Annotated in this window: 19 protein-coding genes; 10 read left to right on the forward strand and 9 right to left on the reverse strand. The window is 69.5% G+C overall.

Features of this window, described 5'->3' with window-relative positions; all coding sequences use genetic code 11:
• The 4 genes from VGD32_RS11165 to VGD32_RS11180 form a co-directional block, all read left to right on the forward strand.
• The coding region (locus VGD32_RS11165) for an endoribonuclease YicC domain-containing protein (RefSeq protein WP_331031978.1) at positions 1-138 on the forward strand (138 nt) is incomplete at its 5' end.
• On the forward strand, positions 128-769 hold the full coding sequence (gene gmk, locus VGD32_RS11170) for a guanylate kinase (RefSeq protein ID WP_331031960.1): 642 nt from the start codon (positions 128-130) through the stop codon (positions 767-769). The genes VGD32_RS11165 and gmk, both read left to right, overlap by 11 nt.
• Before the next feature lie 307 nt (positions 770-1,076).
• Complete coding sequence (locus VGD32_RS11175; RefSeq protein ID WP_331031961.1) at positions 1,077-2,657, forward strand: calcium-binding protein; 1,581 nt, start codon at positions 1,077-1,079, stop codon at positions 2,655-2,657.
• Positions 2,658-3,004: 347 nt separating this feature from the next.
• On the forward strand, positions 3,005-3,451 hold the full coding sequence (locus tag VGD32_RS11180; protein ID WP_331031962.1) for a BLUF domain-containing protein: 447 nt from the start codon (positions 3,005-3,007) through the stop codon (positions 3,449-3,451).
• 42 nt (positions 3,452-3,493) lie between these two features.
• Here VGD32_RS11180 and VGD32_RS11185 read toward each other — a convergent pair whose 3' ends face one another.
• From VGD32_RS11185 to VGD32_RS11225, 9 genes are all read right to left on the reverse strand, one after another.
• Positions 3,494-3,976, reverse strand: a complete 483-nt coding sequence (locus VGD32_RS11185; RefSeq protein ID WP_331031963.1) for a hypothetical protein — start codon at positions 3,974-3,976, stop codon at positions 3,494-3,496.
• Positions 3,973-4,482, reverse strand: coding sequence for a hypothetical protein (locus tag VGD32_RS11190; protein WP_331031964.1), 510 nt, complete (start codon positions 4,480-4,482; stop codon positions 3,973-3,975). Before VGD32_RS11190 ends, VGD32_RS11185 begins: the two co-directional genes overlap by 4 nt.
• Positions 4,479-4,991: a hypothetical protein gene (locus VGD32_RS11195; protein WP_331031965.1), complete on the reverse strand. Its 513-nt coding sequence runs from the start codon at positions 4,989-4,991 to the stop codon at positions 4,479-4,481. The genes VGD32_RS11190 and VGD32_RS11195 overlap by 4 nt, the downstream gene beginning before the upstream one ends.
• 25 nt (positions 4,992-5,016) lie before the next feature.
• The gene (gene rsmA, locus VGD32_RS11200) at positions 5,017-5,835 is read right to left on the reverse strand and encodes a 16S rRNA (adenine(1518)-N(6)/adenine(1519)-N(6))-dimethyltransferase RsmA (protein WP_331031966.1); all 819 of its coding nucleotides are present in this window, start codon (positions 5,833-5,835) and stop codon (positions 5,017-5,019) included.
• 8 nt (positions 5,836-5,843) lie between these two features.
• Positions 5,844-6,845 (reverse strand): 4-hydroxythreonine-4-phosphate dehydrogenase PdxA, encoded by a 1,002-nt coding sequence (gene pdxA, locus VGD32_RS11205; RefSeq protein ID WP_331031967.1) that lies wholly within the window; start codon positions 6,843-6,845, stop codon positions 5,844-5,846.
• Positions 6,842-8,182, reverse strand: a complete 1,341-nt coding sequence (locus VGD32_RS11210; protein WP_331031968.1) for a peptidylprolyl isomerase — start codon at positions 8,180-8,182, stop codon at positions 6,842-6,844. Before VGD32_RS11210 ends, pdxA begins: the two co-directional genes overlap by 4 nt.
• A 98-nt stretch (positions 8,183-8,280) precedes the next feature.
• Positions 8,281-10,725, reverse strand: a complete 2,445-nt coding sequence (locus VGD32_RS11215; RefSeq protein WP_331031969.1) for an LPS-assembly protein LptD — start codon at positions 10,723-10,725, stop codon at positions 8,281-8,283.
• 40 nt (positions 10,726-10,765) lie between these two features.
• On the reverse strand, positions 10,766-11,884 hold the full coding sequence (gene lptG / locus VGD32_RS11220; protein ID WP_331031970.1) for an LPS export ABC transporter permease LptG: 1,119 nt from the start codon (positions 11,882-11,884) through the stop codon (positions 10,766-10,768).
• Positions 11,881-13,014 carry an LptF/LptG family permease gene (locus VGD32_RS11225; protein WP_331031971.1) on the reverse strand — a complete coding sequence of 378 codons (1,134 nt, stop codon included), beginning with the start codon at positions 13,012-13,014 and terminating at the stop codon, positions 11,881-11,883. The genes lptG and VGD32_RS11225 overlap by 4 nt, the downstream gene beginning before the upstream one ends.
• Before the next feature lie 129 nt (positions 13,015-13,143).
• Between VGD32_RS11225 and VGD32_RS11230 the strand changes: the two genes are divergently transcribed.
• The 6 genes from VGD32_RS11230 to VGD32_RS11255 all read left to right on the forward strand — a co-directional run.
• Positions 13,144-14,619, forward strand: coding sequence for a leucyl aminopeptidase (locus VGD32_RS11230; protein WP_331031972.1), 1,476 nt, complete (start codon positions 13,144-13,146; stop codon positions 14,617-14,619).
• A 22-nt stretch (positions 14,620-14,641) separates the two neighbouring features.
• Positions 14,642-15,103: a DNA polymerase III subunit chi gene (locus VGD32_RS11235; RefSeq protein WP_331031973.1), complete on the forward strand. Its 462-nt coding sequence runs from the start codon at positions 14,642-14,644 to the stop codon at positions 15,101-15,103.
• Positions 15,085-15,429 carry a hypothetical protein gene (locus tag VGD32_RS11240; RefSeq protein WP_331031974.1) on the forward strand — a complete coding sequence of 115 codons (345 nt, stop codon included), beginning with the start codon at positions 15,085-15,087 and terminating at the stop codon, positions 15,427-15,429. The genes VGD32_RS11235 and VGD32_RS11240 overlap by 19 nt, the downstream gene beginning before the upstream one ends.
• 20 nt (positions 15,430-15,449) lie before the next feature.
• Positions 15,450-15,743: an I78 family peptidase inhibitor gene (locus VGD32_RS11245; protein WP_331031975.1), complete on the forward strand. Its 294-nt coding sequence runs from the start codon at positions 15,450-15,452 to the stop codon at positions 15,741-15,743.
• Positions 15,740-16,018 carry a hemolysin gene (locus VGD32_RS11250; protein ID WP_331031976.1) on the forward strand — a complete coding sequence of 93 codons (279 nt, stop codon included), beginning with the start codon at positions 15,740-15,742 and terminating at the stop codon, positions 16,016-16,018. Before VGD32_RS11245 ends, VGD32_RS11250 begins: the two co-directional genes overlap by 4 nt.
• Positions 16,009-16,216: hypothetical protein (locus tag VGD32_RS11255; protein WP_331031977.1), on the forward strand; the 208-nt coding region annotated here is incomplete at its 3' end. The genes VGD32_RS11250 and VGD32_RS11255, both read left to right, overlap by 10 nt.

Raw genomic sequence — 16,216 nt, forward strand, 5'->3', positions numbered from 1 at the left:
GACTTCCTGATGCAGGAATTCATGAGGGAGGCGAACACCCTCTGCTCGAAATCGGCTACCACCGCGCTCACCGGAATCGGCCTCGAGCTGAAAGCCGTCATCGAGCAGCTGCGGGAACAGGTCCAGAATGTCGAATGAACGTACGCCCCGCCGCGGCGTCCTCCTGATCGTCGCCAGCCCGTCGGGCGCCGGCAAGACCAGCCTGTGCCGCCGGCTGATGGCCGACCATGGCGGCCTCGAGCTGTCCGTCTCCATGACCACCCGCGGCATCCGCCCGGGCGAGGTGGCCGACCGCGACTACCATTTCGTCGACGACGCCGAGTTCCAGCGCATGGTCGACGCCGACGCCTTCCTCGAATGGGCTGACGTCCACGGCAGCCGTTATGGCAGCCCCCGCGCGCCGATCGACCGCGCCCTGGCCGAGGGCCGCGACGTGCTGTTCGACATCGACTGGCAGGGCGCGCGCGACATCGCCCGCAAATGCCCCGAGGACGCCGTCCGGGTCTTCATCCTGCCGCCCAGCCTTGAGGAACTGCGCCGCCGCCTGGTCACCCGCTCCCAGGACGCCGAGGCCGTCATCGACCGCCGCATCGCCAACGCCAAGGGCGAGATCGAGCACTGCGGCGAGTTCGACTACGTCTTCGTCAACGACGACTTCGACCGCTCCTACGCCGAGCTGGCCCACATCTACCACGCCGAACGCAGCAAGCGCTTCCGCAACATCTGGATCGAGAAATACAAGACCGCCCTGCTGAACGAGGCGGTCTGAGCCGCGTCCAGCGGCGAAACGGCGACGCTGCCGGTCGACCTTGCGCAACCAGTGCGGGTTGACCGGTCTGGCGGCCTCATCCGCGCCATGCCGTTCCACGCGACCGGAGCCCGACGCGGCGACGCGGGTGCGCATGTACAACCATGGATGGTGTCTGCTCGATGCTTTAAGGCAAAGCTCTCGGGTTTTATTGAACTTTTTTTGCGGCGACGCTGAACCGATTTGCCGGAGAACGTGGTTAGGGCCCTCGGCGCACTGATGCCGGAGCACGGATGGCGGTCGCCATCCCAGAGGGAGATTTTCAACCATGACGACGACTCGAGTGACCTTCAGGACGGCTGAAGTCGGAAATGGCGACAACAACGACACGGACGGCGGCGGCGCCGTACGGCTGCAGAACATGGACGAGACCGGAGCCCTGACCGGCAGCGAAATCCGGGTCGGCGACGAAGGGCTGCATCTGGTCGCGGCCGACGGCTCGTTCTTCGATGTTCGCGACCTGGCGACCGGGGCCGAGCGCGGGGCCCTCTTCTCCACGGTCCACCTCGGGACCAGCGGCATCGACAACCTTCTGGGCGGCGACCTGAACGACTATCTGAACGGCGGACTCGGAGACGATCTGCTGCAAGGCGGTCTGGGTGACGACTTCATCATCGGCGGCGCCGGCGATGATGTTCTGACCGGCGCCGCCGGGGCGGATACCTTCATCGGCGGCGCGGGCAGCGACCGCATCGACGGCGGCGTCGGCGTCGACACCGTCACCTTCGAAGACGCGACGGCCGGTGTCACCGTCCGCCTGAACGGGGGCGCCACGACCGACGGCCTCGGCGGCACGGACACCCTGTTCGGCATCGAGAATGCGGTCGGCACCGCCTTCAACGACACCATGGTCGGCAACGGCGCGGACAATGTCCTGAATGGTGGGGCGGGCGCGGACTATCTGCTCGGTCTCAACGGTGACGACGTGCTGATCGGCGGTTCGGGCTCGGCCAACACCCTCCAGGGCGGCGGTGGAAACGACCGCTACGTCGTAAGCGCCAATGACACGATCATCGAAGCGGCCGGCGAAGGCGTCGACACCGTCGAGACGACCATGGTCTGGCAGCGTCTCACCGCGAACGTCGAGAACCTGACCTTCACCGGAACGGGCGCGTTCACCGGCATCGGCAACGCTGGGGACAATACGATCACCGGCGGCGAAGGCCGCGACACCTTGATCGGCCTCGGCGGCGCTGACACTCTGGTCGGCGGTTCGGGCGAGGCCAACGAACTCTATGGCGGTCTCGGCGACGACGTCTATGTCATCTCGGCCAATGACACGATCGTCGAACAGGCCGGCGAGGGCCTCGATGCGGTGCTGACCACGAACAGCAGCTACACCCTCGGCGCCAATATCGAGAATCTCGACTTCACCGGCGAAGGTGCCTTCAGCGGCACGGGCAACGCCTCCGCCAACGTCATCCAGGGCGGCGCCAGCGACGACACCCTGAGCGGGCTCGCCGGCAACGACACCCTTGTCGGCGACGCCGGCGACGACCTCGCGGTCTACCGGGGCAATCGTGCCGACTACACCATCGAGCTCACCCTCGACGGCTACCGCGTCACCGACAACACGGCCGACCGCGACGGCGTCGATCTGTTGATGGACGTCGAGCGGATCACCTTCGCGGACGGCCAGACCCTGGTGCTCGCCGACCTGTTCCCGCCCGCCGGCGATGCCGCCTCCGCCAGCCTGTTCGACGCCCAGGTCGTGCCCGACCTGGAAGACGACTTCATGCTGGATGGCAAGGCCGACCTCGCCTTCGCCGGATGGACGGATGACCGCACCATGCTGACCGCGCCCGACGAATTCGCCCGGCATGACACAGGTCATGACGCCTGGGCCTAGCGTCGGCGCGGCGAGAGGGGCGGAGAGGCCGAGGTCCCTGCTCTCTCGCGGGACGAGGGAGGGGCGGGTTGACACCGCCCCAACCCTCCCCATCTCCAACGCACTGTTTCAACAACGAAAGGAGGTGGTCGAATGTCTCATTGTCACACGCCGCGCGCGGCCCGTCGGATGAGCCCGGCCTCCCCACTGGCGGGGGCGTTCGCCTGACGAAGCCGTTCGCCGGCTGACAATGGAAGGGCCGCTCCTCCGGGGGCGGCCCTTTTCGCTGGGTGGCCGCCGAATGCTCGCGTGGGGTGCAACCAACTGGCCGTTCGCCGTTTGTCGTCGGAGAGAGGGCGGAGAAAACAATGTTCGGCAGACCGAAGTCCCATTCGCTCGAGCGGCTGGTCTACTGCAGCCGCGCCTGCGTCGACACCACCTCGCTGCAGGCGCTCTCCGAACTGCTGGGCGTATCCCAGCGCAACAACGCCCGCGACGGCCTGACCGGGGCGCTGGCGATCAACGACGGATGGTTCCTGCAGGTGATCGAGGGGCCGGCGACGGCGCTCGACGGGCTGCTCCGCCGCCTCGACGCCGACCCCCGCCACGCCGAGCTCACCGTCCTCTCGCGCCGCACCGTCAACGGCCGGCTGTTCCGCGACTGGTCGATGATCGCGGCCCGCGTCACCCCCGACGTCGGTCCCCAGCTGAAGGGGCTGATCGACGACTGCCGGGTTTCACCGGAGGCCGCGGTGGACGCCCTGCTGCGTATCGTGATCGAGCGGAAGGCCGGGATTGAGGCGAGGGCGCGCTAGACGGACCTCACCGCGTCGTCTCCGGACCCGCGTCGATGGGGGCTACCCGCCGAACCGGGCCCTTGGCCGCCGCGTCCGTGTGATCCGAGCCGCGTCCGCCCACGCGGCCGGCCCGGCCGCCGGCTCTCCCGCCAGCCATCGCTCCCAGACGCCGAGCAGCAGGGTCAGGTCGCTCACGTAAAAGAGGCCAATTTTCGCGGAGGCCATGGCGTAATGGGAATACCCCGGCTCAATCAGGCGGATGGCATCGCTAAGGACGATCAGCCCGAGCGCCGCGGCGCACCCCATTGGCCACCATCGGTTCGACCGGAGGCACAGCCAGCCGAAAATCAGGAACCCGAGGGCGTCCAGCACCATGAAGCCGGGATAATACCCGCTGACCTCCCAGGCATCGGCACGGCTGGCGAGCAGGTTGCTGAGCAGAAATACGCCGACTCCGAACCGCTCCGCGCGGCCGCCTGCGAACCAGGCGATGGCGTAGACGAGATAGCCGAACACCAATCCGCCGGACTGCCAGAGCGTCACGGGTTGCGTCTCCCTGCCGGCTGATCCGGCCCGTAAGGTTCCCTCTGCCTCCGGGCCGCCGTCAGCCGCTGCGCCGTCGCCCACGCCGCCGGCCCTCGGGGCTGTTCGCCCGCCAGCCAACGCTCCCAGACGCCGAACAGCAGGGAGAGGTCGGTCACATACCCCAGGCCGACATGGGCGGACACCATGGCGTAGTGCGAGAACGTCGGGTCCGTCAGCCTGATGGCCTGGGCGAGGACGATCAGCCCGTAGCTCGAGGCCGCGACCATGGGCCACCATCGATCTGACCGGAAGGCAAGCCAGACGAAGATCAGGAGGCTGCCCCCGTCCAGCGCCAACCAGAGCGGGAAGACGCCTCCGACCCTCCAGGCATTGGCCGGGCCGGCCAGAAGGCCGCCGAGCACCAATACGCCCGCAGCGAACCGTTCCGGTCGTCCACCCCTGAACCATGCGACGGCGCAGACCAGATAGCCGAACGCCAACCCCCCGGATTGCCAGAGCGTCACGGGATGCAGGTCTCGAGCAATCGACGCCTGGCTCTTCGGCTGCGCCTCGCCGCCGTCGCCCTGACCGCCGCCGCCCACGCAGCGGACGCCGACGGCGCTTCGCCCGCCAGCCTGCGCTCGATAACACTGAGCAGCAGGGTCAGGTCGATCAGATAGCCGAGACCGACAAGGGCAGAGGCCATCGCATACTGGGTCACCGTCGGGACCAGCAGCTGCGCGGCATAGACGAAGATCATCTGCCCCAGCGCCGCGACGACGACGAGCGGCCACCAACGGTCGAACCGCAGGCACAGCCAGCCGAACATCAGCAGACGGACGACGTCCAGCGCCATGGCGAACCAATAGAATTCGCCCACATCCCACCGGACCGTCAGGCCCGAGACCAGGCACGTGACCAACAACACGCCCGCGGCCAGCCGTTCCGGGCGTCCGCCCCAGATCCAGGCGACGGCGTAGGCCGCCATGCCCAGCAACATGCCGCCGACCTGCCAGGGCGTGGGCTCCGTCATTTGCTGCAGGCCTCCACCGGTCTTCTCAGCGGCCCTGGCCCACGGCCGTCGCCAGCCTCAGGAACCCAGCCAGATCCACGACCTCGGCCCGATCGTCGGGCGCGATCCCCGCCGCCTCGCACAGGGCGGCGCCGCCCAGCGTCTTCAGGCTCGAGCGCAGCATCTTGCGCCTCTGCCCGAAGGCCGCGGCCGTGACCCGTTCCAGCCGCTTCAAGGTCTCCGGGTCGGGCCGGTCGGCGCGCGGGACCAGATGGACCACGGCGCTGGCCACCTTGGGCGGCGGAGTGAAGGCGGCGGCGGGCAGATGCATGACCAGCCGCGCCTCGCACACGGCCTGGGCGATGACCGCCAGCCGGCCGTAGGCGTCGTCTCCCGGCCCGGCGACGATGCGCTCGGCGACCTCCTTCTGGAACATCAGGGTCAGGGCGTGCGGCGTCCACGGCCCCGTCAGCCACTTGATCAGCAGGGCGGTGCCGACGTTGTAGGGCAGGTTCGAGACCACGTGCGCCGGGCCCTCGACCAGCGCCGCCTCGCGCACCTTCAGCGCATCGCCCTCGACAACGACCAGCCGTCCGGAACGGTCGTCCAGTTCGGCCAGCAGCGGCAGGAACCGCGGGTCCTTCTCGACCAGCACCACCTTGCCGGCGTCGCTTTCCAGCAGCGCCCGGGTCAGCCCGCCGGGGCCCGGCCCGACCTCGATCACGGCGCGCCCCTCGAACGGCCCCGCCAGCCGCACGATCTTGCGCGTCACGTTCAGGTCCAGCAGGAAATGCTGGCCGAAGCTCTTCTTCGCCAGCAGCCCATGGGCGTCGAGCGTTTCGCGGAGGGAGGGAAGGTCGGTCACGAGCCTGCTTAGCGCGCGCGGCGCGCCGCCGCCATGTCCGCCGCCAGCCTCAGGGCCGCGATCAGGCTGTCCGCCCGGGCCAGACCCTTGCCGGCGATGTCGAAGCCCGTGCCGTGGTCGGGAGAGGTGCGCACCACCGGCAGGCCAAGGGTCGCATTGACGCCGCCCCAGAAGTCCAGCGTCTTGACCGGGATCAGCGCCTGGTCGTGGTACAGGCACAGCACGGCGTCGTAGCCGGCGCGGGCCTCGTCATGGAACAGGGTGTCGGCGGGCAGCGGGTCGGTGATGGCGATCCCTTCGCCGCGCAGCGTCGCCGCCGCCGGGCCCAGCACCTCGATCTCCTCCAGTCCCAGGGCCCCGCCCTCGCCGGCGTGGGGGTTCAGCGCCGCCAGCGCCAGCCGCGGCCGGGCGATGCCGAAGTCGCGCCGCATCGACTCATGCACCACGCGGGCCGTGCGGGTCACCCGTTCGGCGGTAACAAGTTCCGGGACCTCGGCCAGCGGCGAATGGATGGTGACCAGGCAGGCGCGCAGGTCCTTCGCCGTCAGCATCATCACCGGGCCGCGCGTGCCGCTGAACGGCGCGTCGGCGGTCAATTCGGCGATGAACTCGGTGTGTCCGGGAAAGCGGAAGCCCGCGGCGTACAGCGGCGCCTTGGCGATCGGGGCGGTGACGAGCCCCGCCGCCTCGCCGGCCAGGACGAGGTTGACCGCCTGCTCGATCCAGTCGGCCACGGTTCCGGCGTTGGCGGCGTCCGGCCGGCCCGGCGCGACCGGCGCGGGCAGGGGGGTGTCGAGCACCGGCACGGCGCGGCCGAAGGCGCCGGCGGCCTCCCCGGCGGATGCGAGGGTCTGCACGGGAACGCCCTGCGCGCGCATCAGGGCCGCGTCGCCGATGACGACGAAGGGCTGCGCCTCCTTTTTCAGCGCGGCCCAGGCGCGGGCGATGATCTCGGGTCCGACGCCCGCCGGCTCGCCCATGGTCAGGGCCAGCGGCGGGCCGGCCGTCACTGTTTGAACTCGATCAGGGCGTCGTCGCGCAGATCCCGCATGTAGCGGCGCGCCAGGGTGGCCAGGTTCTGACGGAACAGCTGGTTCTCGACCTGGCGAACGTCCGGCGCCTCGGCCCCGCCCGCGCGGCGGCCGCAAACGCCGATCAGGTGCAGGCCCAGCGGGGTGCGCACCGGCGTGCTGACCGTGCCGACCGCCGCCGACCGGGCCACTTGCTGGAACTGCGGGGCCAGGTTCTGCACGTCAGCCTCGCCGAGGTCGGCCCCGAGCAGGCCCTGCTCCGACGTGGCGCGCTGCAGCATCGTATCGCAGGTCAGCTGCGGCCGGATGGCCTCCAGCCGCTGCGCCGCCGCCGCGACCTCGGCCTCGCTCGCCGTTTCAGGCAGCTCGATCATGACCTGCTTCAGCTGCACCAGGCTGGTCGCCGCCCCGTCCCGCTTGTCCCGCATATAGATGATGTAGACGCCCCCCTCGACCGGGATCGGGCGGGAAAGCTGGCCCACGCCGAGCTGATCCATCGCGATCTGCAGGGTCGGATTGACGGTGCCCGCGACCACCCATCCGGCGTCGCCGCCGCGCGTCGCCGAGGGCGCGGACGAGAACTGCTGGGCCACCGCCTGGAAGGGCGCGCCCTGAACCATCTGCTGGACCAGCTGGTTGGCGCCGTCCATCGCGGCCTGCATGCCGCCGACCCGGGCGGCGTCGATGTAGATCTCGCCGATCAGGTACTGCTTCTTGGAGGCGGCCTCGGCGATCTGGCGCATGGCGGCGTCGACGGCGCCCTTGCTGACCCGGGCGCGGCTCTGGAAGCGGCCGCCGACCAGCTGCTGCCAGCCGATCTGGGTGCGCAGCTGTTCCCGGATGGTCTGCGGGCGGATGCCGCCGGCCTGCAGGTAGGACAGATAGGCCTGGGGCGTCGCGCCGGCTTCCTGGGCCATGGCGGCGATCTCGCGGTCCACTTCCTCGTCGCTGATCCGGAGCTCTTCGTAGTTGGCCAGTTCCTGGACCTGGAGGCGCTCGTCGATCAGGGCGTTGAGGGCTTCCTGCTGGATGGCGGGAATGTTCTCGGGCGTCGGCTGGACCTGCGTCATGGCGATCAGGAGCAGCATGCGCTGGCGCAGATCGAAGCCGGTGATCACGCTGTCGTTGACCGTCGCAAGGACGCCGTCGGCCATCTGGAACTGCGGTGCGGCGGCGGGGGCAGCGGGGGGAGCCTGCTCCGCGGCCGGGTTCAGCGTGCCCGCCGCCGCCGGCTGCTGCGGCGAGGTCTGGGCCACGGCCGTCCCGGCCAGGAGGGCGGCGATCGCCACGCCCGTCAAGTAACGCTGAAAACGCATGTCAGTCCTGGTTCCTCAAGCGGCGCCGGTGGGTTCGAACCGGTTCTGGCGACCTGCGCGCAACCGAAATCGCACGCCGGCCGGCGCCCGTCGCCCCGTCAATATCCTGTACCGCCGAAAGTGGCGAGGGTTAGGCGCACATAAGGGCCTTCCGACGGCCCGGACGGCCTCACGCTTGTGTTATCCCGCCGCCAGCCCAGCTCGAAACGGAAGCAGTCGTCATCGAACAGGAGACCGATTTCGGACTGGACCAGATAGCCCGGATCGGGCTGCCCCGGCCGCGGCGTCCGCTCCAGGTCGGCGATGCCGGAGAAGGCCACGCCCCAGTTGCCGTACACGAACTGCTGCCCCGCCAGCTGCAGGAACTCGTAGTTGCGGTTGTTCGGCCCGGCCAGCGGGTTGGAGCGGTCGAGGATGTAGCTGACCGTAGCCAGGTTGCGGCGCCCCCAGCGGCCGTCGAGCGCGATTTCCGCGCGCCGGACATTGCCGCCGGAGTCGATGGTGGCGTGACCCCAGCCGCGGATGCGGTCGGACGGCGAGAAATCGCCCTGCACCACCCAGTCGGAGGTGTCTGACGCCAGGCCCGAAGGATCGTAGAGCTGGGTGGAGGCGTCCGGCACAGGGACGAGGAAGGCGGGTTCCTCGTCGGCGCGCAGGCTGCGACCGATGAACAGGCTGGCCTGCCGGCCCTCTTCCCATCGCAATGTGGTCCGGACCCCGGTGGTGAACCGCAGACCGCCTTCGTAGAGGTCGTAGCCGGGGAAGCGGTCAGTGCGGAACAGCGAACTCTCGTCAAGCTCGACGGTCTGGCTGTCCTCGATCGGAATCCGGGGATCGAGGTCCGGATCGGTCGAGATCGACAGCTGAGCCATCGGTTCGAGGATCATGTCGGCCGCGCCGAACCGCCGGATCAGGGGGTAGCTGACGTCCACGCCCGCGGTCGCCCGGCTCCGGCCGATCGTCTCATCTTCAAGCCCCATGGCCGGCGGCAGGTCGGCGACGGAGTAGAGATCGGCGCGCAGATCGACGAACGGCTCCCAGCGGACGCCGATCGGCGAGATCATCGTCCGGCGCCAGTCGACCTGGGCCGAGACGCGGCGGCTGTCCACGCCCGGGAAGCCGGCCGTCGGGGCCGGCGGCGTGACTTCGGGGCGCAGCACCGGGCTGCCGACGTAGTTGTCGCGATAGAGCGAGACCGCTGAACCGCGAAGCCGCAGCCGGCCGCCGAGAACCGGCCCGTCAGGCTCCCATCGCGCCTCGACCAGCGGCGCGACGACCGGCAGGCTGCCGTCGTCCTCGAATTCGTTCAGCGCCGGCGTAACCGGGTCGAAGCGCGCGACGCGCAGGCTCTGCAGCGCGAAGGCCGCGACCGAAACATAGGAGCGGTCGGTCTGATGTTCGGCGTAGATCTGGCTGATCAGCCGGCGCTGATCGCCGTAATAGAGGCCCTTGTCCTGGTAGGGGTCGCGGACGTCGTACCGGTCGAACAGTGTCTTGTCCGACGTCCGTTCAGCCGTGAATCCCCAGCGCCACGGCCCCTGCGGATCAAAGCGACCGTGGCCGAGGAAGTAGCTGCGGCTGGTGCGGTCGCCGAATTTGACGTTGCTCTCGGCGTCGCCGTCCCCGTCCAGATCGAAGTCGCCGAAATTGCGCTCGTAGGTATAGCCGCCGCGCAGGACGACGACGCCATCCTCGAACCGCCGCCGCCACTGCAGGTTCAGCAGCGGCGCGACGCGGCTGTTGATCTGCGGACTGATCAGCCAGTCCTCCGACGGCGAGACGACCTGCAGATACGGAACCTCGAGGCTGAAGCCGCGGCCTTCGTCGTAACTGGGAATGGGAACCAGGAAGCCCGAGGCCCTTTCGACGGTGGGATCCGGATGGGCGAACCAGGGCAGGTAGAAGACCGGCACGCCGCCGACCCTGAACACCGCGTTCCGATAGAGCACCGCACGCAGGCTCTCGTCCTGCACCACCTTCTCGGCCTGGATGGCGATGCTGGGTTCCTTCGGATTCCCTTCAGCGTCGCAGATCGGGCAGGGGGTGAAGAGGGCGTAGTTTAGCTCGTTGACGTTCTCGCTGCGCCGCACAGCGGTCGCCGCCATCAGGCTGGCGCCGTTGCGGAAGCGGGTGGCGAAATCCACCGCGACGCCGGCCTTCAGATCAGAGTCGAGCTCCAGGTGGCTGGCGAAGACGATATTGCCTTCCGGATCGACGAACTCGACACGGTCGTCGGCCGTCGCCACGCCGGCGTTCAGGTCGTAGGTCAACCGGCCGGCGCGCAGCGTGGTGTTGCGGAACCGGGCCAAGACCCTCTCGGTCCCGCCGGTGGCGGAGATCACATCGCCGTCGCGCGCGGCGGTGTCGGCCTCCAGATAGACCGCCCCGGGCGGCAGGCCGTCGGGACCGCGAGCCTCCGCAGCGGCCACGGGTGTCTGCTGGGCCTGCGCAGCGCCCGCGCACGACGCCAGGGCCACGGCGGCGGCGCCGGCGAGAAGCCGGAGGCGCAGGGCTCCTGTTTCGACGCGGCGGTCACGCGGCATTCAGGCTCACTCGGTGGCGGAGGGACGGCGGGGGCTTCGCTTAGCCGTCTTCGGTATAGAACAGCAAGGTGAAGGCGGCGAGCGCCGTCAGCAAGGGCGGAAGCCATGCGGCCAGCCACGGCGGTATCACTTCGGCCGAGCCGAAGGCCGAGGCCGCCTGGTTGACGAAGAAGAAGCCGAAGCCCAGCACCACCGCCGCAAGGCTCATCCGCGCCAGATCGCCGAGCCGCATCAGCCGCAGCGAGAACGCCGCCGCCAGGATGGACATGGCCGCGAACATCAGGGGAGTCGCCAGCAACTGCTGCAGCCGAAGGCGATAGGCCGTGCTCGAGAAGCCGGCGGCCTCGACGCGGGCGATCTGCGCCGGCAAGGACCAGAACGGCGTCGATTGCGGCCGCGCGAACCGCTCGAACGCCTCCTCATCCGCGAGGCTGGAGAGCAGATCGAGCGTCTCGTATCGCACCGCCCGCTGGCCGATCTGGGCTCCGACCGCGTCGACCAGCCGCCAACGCCCGGCGCTCAGCGAGGCCGAGGCCGCGTCGATCCGCTCGCGGAAGGTGCGGTGGCCGTCGCCGTCGGTGGCGTAGATGAAGAAGGTGACGCCGAGCAGGCGGGCGTTGGTGCGGTCCTGCCGCTCGGCGCGGATGACCATCTGCCGGGTATCGTCGCCTTCGCGTATCCACACGGCCTGGGCGGCGTCGGTCGAGCCCGACAGGCGGGTCCGCTCGCGCTGGAACAGGCCATCGGCCGAGGCCGCCAGCGGGCCGAGCGCCGTGACCGTGACCACGCCGAACAGAAAGGCCGCGCCCGCGGCCGGCAGGACGAACCGCCAGGCCGACAGGCCGGCCGCACGCATGGCGACCAGCTCGCTTCGGCGGTTCAACCCGACGAAGGCGGCGAGGGTGCCGAACAGGAACACGAACGGCAAAAGCTGGATGATGACCTGCGGCGATTTCAGCAGCATCAGGCCGAGAATGCGCACGCCAGACAGGTCGACGTCAGAGCCGATCCCGCGGGAAATCTCGACGAAGTCGATCAGCATGATGAGGGCGGCGATGACGCCCAGCGCAATGGCCAGCGAGCGCGCCTGCTGGACCAGCACATAGCGTTCGATCCGGCCCAGCCGCAGCCATGACGGCGTCCTGTCGGCGGCGCTCATGCGAACCTCGCCTTCAGGCGGTCGAGGGCCGGCCACGAACGGCGCCGCCGCGGCTTCAACGCCCGGAACAGCAGGCGCAGGGCGATGGCCGTTCCGGCCATGGGCAGCAGGTACTGGAACACGTTGAGCCAGCCGTTCCACGCACTCGCCGCCACAACGCCGTAGCCGACGATGCGGATGATCAGGAAGGCGCCGGCGACGCGGGCGATGCGCAGACTGTAGCCGGTGCGGCTGAACTGCCCGCCGAGAATGGCCGACAGGGCCATGGCCATGGCCAGCAGGGCGTAGAGGGGCGCCGACAGTCGCGAGTGCGCCTCGGCCCGCAGCTCGCCGGCGGAGCCGACCCGGTCCAGATCCTGCGGCGAGGGGTTCAGAAGCTGGGTCAGATACAGGTCCGACGGCTTGTAGCGAATGGTGTCGGTCACCTCGGAATACTGGCCGAGGGGCACGTCCTGGCGCCCGAAGGACAGGTGCTCGAGCACGCCCCGGCTGGAGTAGCGCTGCCACGAGCCGTCGATCAGCGTCAGGATGGGTTCGCCGTCGATGCGCGAGAAGCGGGCCTCGGCGGCGTCCCAGGTCGTGACCCGGTCGTCCTCGGCCTGGTAGATGAAGATGTTCTTGAGCAGGCCGTTCTGCTCGATCTGCTGCACATAGACCGTCAGGCCTTCGGGGCCCTGGACGAAGCGGCCCTCCTCGACCAGCAGGGCGGCGAGATCGGTGCGGACCGCGAACGCCTCAGCCCGGGCCTGCCGCTGCGCCCACGGCTGCAGCACCGTCGTGACGATCAGGGTCAGGACCGCGGCGATGCCGGCGATGCGCACGGCGGGCCGAATCGCCGACCAGCGCGTAACGCCGGAGGCGAACACCGCCGTCAGTTCCTGTTCGCGCTGCAGGCGGGTCAGGGCGACCAGGGCGCCGACGAACAGGCCGATGGGCACGATCACCGCCAGAAGTTGAGGAACGGCGAGCAGCGTCAGCTTGACCATGACCCAGACGCTCTGCCCGCGCTCGACGATAACCTCGAGTTGATCGAGGCTCTGGCTCAGGATGCCGATTCCGGCCAGCGCGGCGCACGCTCCGACGACGGGTCGGGCGATCTGCCGGAAAAGATAGCCTTGAATCAGCGTCATAAACGGAGGAAATCGCCCGTTGCAGGCGGCGGCTGGAACGCCTCTAATACACATCACCGCGCATCGGCGACAGGCGCCGCGCGACCCTTGTAAGCACGTCCGGGACGCCAGTTCCGGCTGGAGTAGCCCATGAAGATCGAGTTCGTCGCGTCCGCAAGTGAAGCCGAAGTGCTGGCCGTCCTGGTCCATGACGGCCGGACCTTCCACGGAGCGGGCGCCCAGCTCGACGCGGCGGCCTCCGGGGCCCTGACCCGGGCGATGAACGCCAGCCGGTTCACCGGCGCATCGAACAGCACCCTGGTCGTCGCCGCCCCTGCCGGCGTCGACGCGGGGACGGTCGTCCTGACCGGCGCGGGCGAGGCGGGCAAGTTCGACGATCTGGCGCTGGAGACGGCCGCCGGGGCCGCCTACCACGCGGTCAAACTCTCGGGCGCGACCGCTCTGACCATCGACGCCCATGCCCTGTCAGCCGACCAGGCCGCCCGGGCCGCCTTCGCCGCCCGCCTGGCCGCCTATCGCTTCCTCAAATACCGCACCACGCTGAAGCCGGAGAAGACGCCGTCGATCGAGACCATCAAGGTCGTCGCCGCCGACGTGAAGGCCGCCCAGGCGGCCTATGACCGGCTCGCCCCCGTGGCCGAGGCCGTCGAATTCTCGCGCGATCTGGTCAGCGAGCCGGCCAATATCCTCTATCCGGAAGAGTTCGCCCGGCGGGTCAAGGCGCTGGAGAAGCTCGGCCTCGAGGTCGAGATCCTCGGTGAGAAGGAGCTCGAAAAGCTCGGCTTCCGCACCCTGCTGGCCGTCGGCCAGGGCAGCGTGCGCGAGAGCCAGGTGGCCATCATGAAGTGGAATGGCGGCGGCAAGGGCGACCGGCCCATCGCCTTCGTCGGCAAGGGCGTCTGTTTCGACACCGGCGGCATCTCGATCAAGCCGGCCGACGGCATGGAAGAGATGAAATGGGACATGGGCGGCGCCGCGGCCGTGGCCGGCCTGATGCACGCGCTGGCGGGCCGCAAGGCGAAGGTCAACGCCGTCGGCGTCCTCGGCCTGGTCGAGAACATGCCCGACGGCGCGGCCCAGCGTCCGGGCGATGTGGTCATGTCGCTGTCGGGACAGTCGGTCGAGGTGCTCAACACCGACGCCGAAGGCCGCCTCGTGCTGGCCGACTGCCTCTGGTACACCCAGGAGCGGTTCAAGCCGAAATTCATGCTCGACCTGGCGACCCTGACCGGCGCCATGATCGTTGCGCTCGGCCTCGAATACGCCGGGGTGTTCTCGAATTCGGACGAACTGGCGAACAACTTCCTGGCCGCCGCGCCCAAGGTCGGCGAAAACGCCTGGCGGATGCCGATCCCGGCCGCCTATGAGCGTCACATCGACAGCCCCATCGCCGACGTCAAGAACACCGGCAACGGCCGCGCCGGCGGCTCGATCACCGCCGCCCTGTTCCTGCAGCGCTTCACCAACGGCGTGCCGTGGGCCCATATCGACATCGCCCCCACGGCCTGGATCAAGGACAGCAAGAACCCGACCGTGCCGGACGGCGCCGTGGGCTGGGGCGTCCGCACCCTCGACCGGATGGTGGCGGATTCTTACGAAGCCTGACGGGCTGAAAGGGCAGGGCGGGGTGTCTGACGCCGGTCCCGAAATCTGGTTCTACCATCTGGAGCGCTCGACGCTCGACCAGGTGCTGCCCGGCCTGCTGGAGAAGACGCGCGAGCGGGGCTGGCGGGCGCTGGTCCGCGCCGCGGACGAGCGCCGCCTGGACGATATCGACGAGCGGCTGTGGACCTACCGGGACGACAGCTTCCTGGCCCACGGCCGCGCCTCGGAGCCCGGGGCGGCGCGCCAGCCGATCCTGCTCACCGGTGCGTCCGAGAACCCGAACGGCGCTCAGGCGCTGTTCATCGTGGACGACGCAGAGCTTGGCGATACGAAAGGGTTCGATCGATGCTTCATCATCTTCGACGGCAGGGACGAGGCGGCGCTGGCCGCGGCCCGGGTGCGCTGGAAGACGCTGAAGGACGCCGGAGCCAGTCTCGCCTACTGGAAACAGTCACCCGAAGGGCGATGGGAAAAGGCGGCCTGATCGCGCCATCCCTGATGGCCCTGGCGGCGCTGTCGGCCTGTTCGACCCCGGCGTCGGATGCACCCGCAGTCCGCGCCGTCGAGGAGGCCCAGATGAGCCAGCCGGTCGGCGCCCGGCCTGTCAATCCGACGACGGACCTGTGCCGCGCCGGCGAGCTGCAGTGGCTGGTCGGGAAACCGAAGACCGACATCCCCGTTCCGGTCGACGTGGTCAATCGCAGGGTGACCTGCACCACATGCCCGGTCACCGAGGACTATTCCCCCCACCGCCTGAACATCTTCTTCAACGATCAGACCGGAATCGTCGAACAGGTCCGCTGCGGCTGATGTCCCACAGGAGACGCGCCATGAAGTTCCACCTGCCCGCCCTCGTAGTTCTCGGCCTGCTGACGGTCGCCTGCGCGCCGGTGGAGAGCGCCGGCGCCGCCGCGTCGCCCGAAGACGGCCCGTCGCAGTGCAAGGCCGAGCAGTATCAGCGCTACGTCGGCCGCAACCGCTCCGAACTGCCCGCGCAGCCCGCCGGCGAGACGTGGCGCGTGACCTGCACGACCTGTCCGGTGACCATGGACTACAATCCGGGCCGGCTGAACATCTTCTACGAACAGTCGACGGGCGTCATTCGCGAGGTCAGATGCGGATGAGGCTTCTGATCCCCATGGCCGGCGCGCTGGCGCAGGCGCTGGCGTCGTGCGCGCCGGTGGCCGGGACGGCCGCCGCGCCCGAGCCCTCGCGCTGCGACGCGGAAGCGGCGCGCTCTCTGATCGGGACGCACGTCGGGGCGGTCAGCTTCCCGGCCGGGGCCAACGTCCGGATCGTCTGCACCACCTGCCCGACCACCAAGGATTTCCGGCCGGATCGGCTCAACGTCCGTTTCGACCAAGCCACCGGCATCATCAGGAGGGTCGATTGCGGCTGATCATCCTTTCCCTCGCGTCGGTCGCGGCCGTGACCGCGCTGGCGGCCTGCAACGAACAGGCGCCACCGTCCGCTCCGGCCGATGAGCCGCCGGCCCCCGCGCCTGCGCCCGTGCCGGCCGGACCCGTCCCGACTCCGCCCGCCGCGCCCGGCGATCCCGCGTCGCCGGCACCGGCCGACGACTGCGGCGCCGCGGAAC

Origin of the sequence: Brevundimonas sp. (assembly GCF_036402095.1) — a bacterium.
Classification (GTDB): Bacteria; Pseudomonadota; Alphaproteobacteria; order Caulobacterales; family Caulobacteraceae; genus Brevundimonas.

Excerpts from the sequence above, each read along its gene's own strand:
- gmk (WP_331031960.1), top strand. The coding sequence starts at position 128 with ATGTCGAATGAACGTACGCCCCGCCGCGGCGTCCTCCTGATCGTCGCC.
- VGD32_RS11175 (WP_331031961.1), top strand. The coding sequence starts at position 1,077 with ATGACGACGACTCGAGTGACCTTCAGGACGGCTGAAGTCGGAAATGGC.
- VGD32_RS11180 (WP_331031962.1), top strand. The coding sequence starts at position 3,005 with ATGTTCGGCAGACCGAAGTCCCATTCGCTCGAGCGGCTGGTCTACTGC.
- VGD32_RS11195 (WP_331031965.1), bottom strand. The coding sequence starts at position 4,991 with ATGACGGAGCCCACGCCCTGGCAGGTCGGCGGCATGTTGCTGGGCATG.
- VGD32_RS11210 (WP_331031968.1), bottom strand. The coding sequence starts at position 8,182 with ATGCGTTTTCAGCGTTACTTGACGGGCGTGGCGATCGCCGCCCTCCTG.
- VGD32_RS11215 (WP_331031969.1), bottom strand. The coding sequence starts at position 10,725 with ATGCCGCGTGACCGCCGCGTCGAAACAGGAGCCCTGCGCCTCCGGCTT.
- lptG (WP_331031970.1), bottom strand. The coding sequence starts at position 11,884 with ATGAGCGCCGCCGACAGGACGCCGTCATGGCTGCGGCTGGGCCGGATC.
- VGD32_RS11225 (WP_331031971.1), bottom strand. The coding sequence starts at position 13,014 with ATGACGCTGATTCAAGGCTATCTTTTCCGGCAGATCGCCCGACCCGTC.
- VGD32_RS11230 (WP_331031972.1), top strand. The coding sequence starts at position 13,144 with ATGAAGATCGAGTTCGTCGCGTCCGCAAGTGAAGCCGAAGTGCTGGCC.
- VGD32_RS11240 (WP_331031974.1), top strand. The coding sequence starts at position 15,085 with ATGGGAAAAGGCGGCCTGATCGCGCCATCCCTGATGGCCCTGGCGGCG.
- VGD32_RS11245 (WP_331031975.1), top strand. The coding sequence starts at position 15,450 with ATGAAGTTCCACCTGCCCGCCCTCGTAGTTCTCGGCCTGCTGACGGTC.
- VGD32_RS11250 (WP_331031976.1), top strand. The coding sequence starts at position 15,740 with ATGAGGCTTCTGATCCCCATGGCCGGCGCGCTGGCGCAGGCGCTGGCG.